The following is a 3,473-nucleotide window of genomic DNA, read 5'->3' on the forward strand; positions in this document are numbered from 1 at the left end:
GAAACTCCTCTGGGTAAGCCGAGTCGTGGAAAGAGAAAACCTAAGAAGGCAACTTCTTAGAATCCCCTCCCGAGACGGGATGGGGTAGATGTCAAGGTTGATAATAAACGCTAAAGTAAAAACCTGAATCTTGGGCATTATTACCGCGATCGCTGACATTAACAAATGGAATCCCGTAATCTAAGCGCAGGTTCACGTTAGGTAGGGCTTGCCATAACAAGCCCAAACCCCCACTAGATAAAAATCTCTGTCTGGGTAGGGAAGCGTTATTGGGATTATCGGGATGATTCCAAACCGCACCTAAATCAATAAAAGGGCTAAGTTGCAGAGTTGCCAAGCCTCCTTCATTCCGTAACACAGTAATCTGATTTTCAATGGAAAATCTCACTCCATTGTCCCCAGAACGAGCATTTTGACGATAACCCCGTACCGTTTGGGCACCACCAATGACAAACTGTTGCGATGGTAACAGGCTATCTGGTGTCAGTTGCAGATCAAGTCCTACAATTAATAGTTGGTCTTCACTAAGCTTTTGGCTTCTCTGTACTTGACCGTACCAGCTAAAAAATTGACCATCTGGAATGGGGTCGTTATTAGTGGTAGCATCAAACAAACCAGTACCGAAATTAAATAGCGATCGCACACTCCAAGCACCATTCTTCTCTCGGCTAACGTAATCTTGTCCAAATTTGAAGACCCTAGTCCTACTGACTCCGTTGTTATCAGGGCCAATACCAAAAGCAAATGGTAAATTATTAAACAAAAAAGTTTGACCGTCTTGATATGCGAACCCTAAAGATAAAGCAAATTCTTCACGTGGGGTTCTAATCAACGGTTGACGGTAAGCGATTTCATACTGCTGGAAGTCACCACGAATATTTAGATTTTGATACTGTGGGTCAGTAATTTTCGTATCATTAATTACTGCTCGCAATTGCAAACTACCATCCATTGCATTGAGCGGAACTCGGTAATTAAAGTCATAAAGATTTAGCCCACCTGTTGTAGAACGGTTGTAAGACACGGAAATTTGGTCGCCAGATGTTACTAAGCTGCGATACGACAGACCTACACCTAATCTTTCCGAACCTATACTGGGTGGTGAATAGTTATCTACTCCCACAGTACCCTTGAAAGGATTTGCTTCTGTCACCCTGACAACAATTGTACTCTGCCCAAACTTATCTCCATCTGAGGGTCTTAGACTGGCTTCTAAATTTTTAAATATTGGGTCAGAACGTAATAAGATTAATTGGTCTTCTAGCTTTTGCTTGCGAAGCGGATTTAATCCCGCCAGTCGAATTCGACTACATATATATTCTGGATTTATCCTTTGAGTTCCTTCTACCCTAATTTCATCTACTCCTCCCTCAAAAACCCTAATTACTATCTCACCTGTTTCAATTGTTTGGTCTACTAAAACCGCTCTTGATGTAATGTAACCTTCTTTGAGATAAAGAGCAGTAATTTTATCTGCTACATTAGCCAGTTCCTGCAAAGTAACATTCTTACCCTCTAGAGGGTGAGTAATAGATTTAATTTGCTCCGCAGTAACAATTTTATAGCCGCGAACATCTATTTTCTTTACCAAAAAGCGCTGATTGGTTTGAAGTTGCCGATTATTTTCAGGTATTGGCTTATCTTGACTCGGTTCTGAAATACTTTCATTTGGTTGTAGTTGTTGTTGATTGTTTTCAGGTGGGGAATTTAATGGAGTTGGGGAATTATTTTGATTTGCTTCTGGAATAGTTTCACTCGGTCTATTTAATGGAGTGCTTCCTGGTGGAGAATTTGATTCAGGTGCTGAATTTTTTTCTGATGGACGCAAATCTGAAGCGACACTGATACACTTTGCATGGGATACTTCACCTTCTGATTTAGAAACAGCCAGCAAATTTTTTCCCACAAAATCATAATTATCAAGCGGTGTAATACTTTTTGATGAATGACCAGTTACAGCGATAGTAGGATTTGCTATCGTCCAAAAAATTACACCTAGTAGTGCAAATTTACATCTTACATTTAAGATGTTGGTTAGTAATAATTTCAATTTTTATTCTTCCTGATTGTATATATCCTGAAATATTAAAGAGTATAAGATACTGGAGTTTTTTGTCAATTCGACAATAGTCTAATCCGAATGGTACTAAGAAAAGATGAAGCCTTTGCCAGGACAGGGTGTTGGGGGTAGGGTGTAGGAAAAAATTAAGAAAAGTAGAAACAAGTACTGACATTAATCAACTTCTTCTTCACGACACCCGACACCCCACACCCAAAAGCCTTATAGATAATGGATTTGCCCTTATCTTAGTGCCATTCGGAATAGTCCGCTAGTTTTGTTCGATTAAGTTTAAGTTAAAATTATTATTTTTTAATTTCTAAAATTATCAAATTAGACAGCTAGGGTTTTGGAAGTCCAATGGCTAAATTTGAGTAAATAAGAATGCCAAGAACGCCAAAAGCGCCAAGAAAGAAATAATGTAAATAATCGGTTTTTTCCAGGTTTTAATTTTACTATAAGCAGCTTTTTGGTGCTCAGGGTTGAGTTCTATAGCTTTCTGAATAGATGCGAAAGCTTCCCTATATTTTCTTAACTTTAACAGCGCATTTCCCCGGTTAATCCAAGTTGTGTCATTGTCTGGTTTAATTTGTATGGCTTTATCGTAGGATGCAACAGCTTCTTCATGTCGTCTTAAATTCCACAGCGCATTTCCCCGGTTAATCCAAGTTGTGTCATTGTCTGGTTTAATTTGTATGGCTTTATCGTAGGACGCAACAGCTTCTTCATATTGTCCTAAACTCCTCAGCGCAGTTCCCCGATTATTCCAAGTTGTGTCCTTGTCTGGTTTAATTTGTATGGCTTTATCGTAAGACGCAACAGCTTCTTCATATTGTCCTAAACTCCTGAGCGCAATTCCCCGATTATTCCAAGTTGTGTCATTGTCTGGTTTAATTTGTATAGCTTTATCGTAGGATGCAACAGCTTCTTCATGTTGTCCTAAATCCCTCAGCGCATTTCCCCGGTTATACCAAGTTGTGTCATTGTCTGGTTTAATTTGTATAGCTTTATCGTAGGATGCAACAGCTTCTTCATGTTGTCCTAAATTCAACAGCGCATTTCCCCGATTAAACCAACCTGTGTGATCATCGGGTTCAATTTGTACGACTTTCTCAAATGATGCAAGGGCTTCTTCGTATTTTTTTAATTTATCGCATAATATGATGCCTCTGGCATTCCAAGTATCTGAGTTATTAGGTTCAATTTGTATAGCTTTATCGTAGGATGCAACAGCTTCTTCATGTCGTCCTAAATTCCTCAGCGCAATTCCCCGATTATACCAAGTTGTGTGATCGTCTGGTTCAATTTGTATGGCTTTATCGTAGGACGCAACAGCTTCTTCATGTCGTCCTAAATTCCTCAGCGCAATTCCCCGATTATACCAAGTTGTGTGATCGTCTGGTTCAATTTGTAT

General features: G+C 39.4%; 2 protein-coding genes. Both read right to left on the bottom strand.

What is annotated here, in order from left to right; genetic code table 11:
- Positions 1-91: 91 nt before the first annotated feature.
- Positions 92-2,050, bottom strand: coding sequence for a ShlB/FhaC/HecB family hemolysin secretion/activation protein (locus ACYTXL_RS12640; protein WP_461925053.1), 1,959 nt, complete (start codon positions 2,048-2,050; stop codon positions 92-94).
- Between the two features lie 373 nt (positions 2,051-2,423).
- Positions 2,424-3,473: tetratricopeptide repeat protein (locus ACYTXL_RS12645; protein ID WP_461925054.1), on the bottom strand; the 1,050-nt coding region annotated here is incomplete at its 5' end.

The organism is Nostoc sp. (genome assembly GCF_054880495.1).